This is a genomic window from Vibrio sp. 1F255 (assembly GCF_041439145.1).
GTDB classification, from domain to species: Bacteria; Pseudomonadota; Gammaproteobacteria; order Enterobacterales; family Vibrionaceae; genus Vibrio; species Vibrio crassostreae_C.
The window spans coordinates 1-2,561 of record NZ_JBGONQ010000071.1 but is presented as its reverse complement, the minus strand read 5'-3'; the positions used below and the strand labels follow the sequence as shown (position 1 = coordinate 2,561).

The window sequence follows — 2,561 nt, the reverse complement described above, 5'->3', positions numbered from 1 at the left end:
AACATCACTTCACGCTACCCCTTATTCCATATGGGTTTTTCATGATCTTGCCCTGGGATATTTGTCGTTTCCCCAGTTATCCATTAATTTATCTAGATGGATTTCTTAAACGGTTTAGCTTGTAAATCAATAAGTTGCTCTCCAGTTATTTCAGTTTCATCTTTAGGTAATGATGTGAAGAAGGTTTTCACTGAGAGCTTTTTAGTTGCGTCGTCGATTTCCATAATTTTATGAAACAGACTTAACTGAGCACGATATTGTCGTAGTGTGTTAATTTTGACGCCTTCAAGTTTTAACGCTTTAAACCAATGCAATAAAATGTGCTCATTGATGGGAAACGTGTACATGGCTTCGATTTTGCAATAGCTATCCCATTTACGTAGTACGAACGACAACATCTTTAATGTGTTGGTACTGAGCCCACCACGATTGTCATCAAAGGTTTGCAATCGTTTCACGATCCTAGGTAGTTCACTCCAATCGGGCGCGAAGCTGTCCGTTAAATCGGGAAGTTGGACTTTGAATCGCTTAAGCTTCTCTTTTTGTTTCGACCATTGCTCTTGAGTTTCTTCCTGAGAATTTAAATATGACAGCGTCACTTGATTTTGTTTTATAACTAACCCTTGATTCGCCATTTCTAAGTCCTCAAACCCGACAGTGTGATATAACTATAATTATATCACACCATTTTTGTAAGCTAGTTTCGTATACAGACAATAGAAATGTTGTTTGAAGTGTTCTAAAACATGTACTTTCAATGAATTGGTCTACAAGGCTCTTTCCGGGCCGTAAAGGTGCTCTAAAAACATTATCTCTATTACCTTAACTATGAAAGTCCTGCATTTCATAAAAGAAACCAAAAGCACTATGTAATATAAACTCTTGATCCAAAGCATCTTTCAGGATACGAGTACCGCAATAATGATCAACACGGTCCTCAACTTCAGTAGTATAGGTAATTGGGTATAGAAATAAGTCATACTCTCTCTTAATTAACTTTAAGTGCACTAAATAGTGCATAGTTTACAAACATTCTGGAAACTGCTTTTATCTAAAGTGTATTGACAAACGATCGTTTATATACTGCTCGGCTTCTAGCCTTCGTGATGAAAGGACTGGGAACACCGCCACATACAGCAAGCTCAACAGGAGTTCTACATCATCGAGTGTCAACAACCCCAGCAGTTTGTCAGAAATCGTATCAAGCCAAAATTTCAACTTAGATTGTGTAGAGTCAAGATGTTCGAATTCGCAATTGAATGAATGACAGCGAGCAAAACCCATACAGATAGTACTATAAAAAAGTTTCCAAGGGTGTGGGGCTAATTCAGACGCGGTTGGCAATTGTTCAATCATTTTTTTTATCAGTTGTTTTTCTGATGACGAGAATTGGTTGAGCTCACTAACCCCCAAGTAGATTATAGAATCATGAATGTAGGTCAATACTTCTGGCCAAGTGCTATCTTGGATAATTTCGAGTGTAATTGGCTCATGTTTTTTTGTGCATTTCGTGTAAGTCATTTTCATCATTCGGTATTACCCAGATTGTCTTTTGTAGTTACTATTTAACCCAAGAGTAATTTAGCAGTTGTAACTGACACTTTTCGTCTAGTTTTAAATTGCTTCCTTTTCTGCTTAGTTAAATCCTATTTAGACGAAAAATGTCCCACTGAATTATATATTATACTGTTCTACAGGACAGGTGTATCCAGTTTATTATATAAATTAAAGGTGTTATATTCATGAATAATGAAAACTACTACCAACCAAGTGATGAGATAGCCAAGGCATTGAAGTGCGTTCAACGAACAAATGTTGCATCACCATTAATTGTTTCGATCAATGTAATCGTGTGGTTGAGTTTAACATTATTCTTTCTAGTCGGGATTTATCATTTTATAACAAATTTTTTGGACTGGTTTGTGTGGTTTCCTCATGTGGTCATGCCTATTTTGGGTGTATTAATCTACATAGAGATCCCTTCTTTAATAGTTTGTATTTTAGTTCTTCGTAAATTGCGTATTCAGAATCCGAACAAAGAAGCATTACGATGGGTAAAAAATAATGCCTCAATACTTGAACTATCTAGTGGGCAAATAGCAGCCATAAGCCAATATTTAAAATAGGAACATATTATTCTCTATCAAGTGATTTAGAATAACTATATTAAGATATAAACACAAAGGAACGTTGTAACATCTCAATCTAATTTTACCGTTTATTAGTCCCTTATACCGGAACATTGCGATCTCAGATATTGAGCAAAAGTGATGCTTTCCCCTCCCCAAGAATACAGGGGGCAACTCCACAAACGAGATCGTCAAAGGAGCTAGCATAAATAAAGGAAGCCACTACATGATAATCCGTATATCGAGTCATTGTTACGCACGGTGAAGTACATCTATCAAGGGCGTTGTTGATCAAATCAGCTTGAGGTTCAACGACGCCATATTTGACTAATCGTTAGCTTCTAACAGGCATACCTAGTCCTATGACTTTGTTTATAGCTTTGACATTCGCCATGATTTCTCCCACTTGAGCGTTGTAACATCTCAAGCTCA

3 protein-coding genes and 1 pseudogene are annotated in these 2,561 nt (G+C 36.7%); 1 reads left to right on the top strand and 3 read right to left on the bottom strand.

Going from position 1 to position 2,561, the window contains the following annotated elements; genetic code table 11:
- Positions 1–92: 92 nt before the first annotated feature.
- Positions 93–635: a hypothetical protein gene (locus ACED41_RS21405; protein ID WP_371725657.1), complete on the bottom strand. Its 543-nt coding sequence runs from the start codon at positions 633–635 to the stop codon at positions 93–95.
- A gap of 412 nt (positions 636–1,047) precedes the next feature.
- Complete coding sequence (locus ACED41_RS21400) at positions 1,048–1,530, bottom strand: hypothetical protein (protein WP_371725656.1); 483 nt, start codon at positions 1,528–1,530, stop codon at positions 1,048–1,050.
- A 212-nt stretch (positions 1,531–1,742) separates the two neighbouring features.
- Between ACED41_RS21400 and ACED41_RS21395 the strand changes: the two genes are divergently transcribed.
- Positions 1,743–2,126, top strand: coding sequence for a hypothetical protein (locus tag ACED41_RS21395; RefSeq protein ID WP_371725655.1), 384 nt, complete (start codon positions 1,743–1,745; stop codon positions 2,124–2,126).
- 337 nt (positions 2,127–2,463) lie between these two features.
- Here the strand turns inward: ACED41_RS21395 and ACED41_RS21390 are convergent.
- A pseudogene (locus ACED41_RS21390) lies at positions 2,464–2,561 on the bottom strand (IS5 family transposase); the annotation flags it as partial.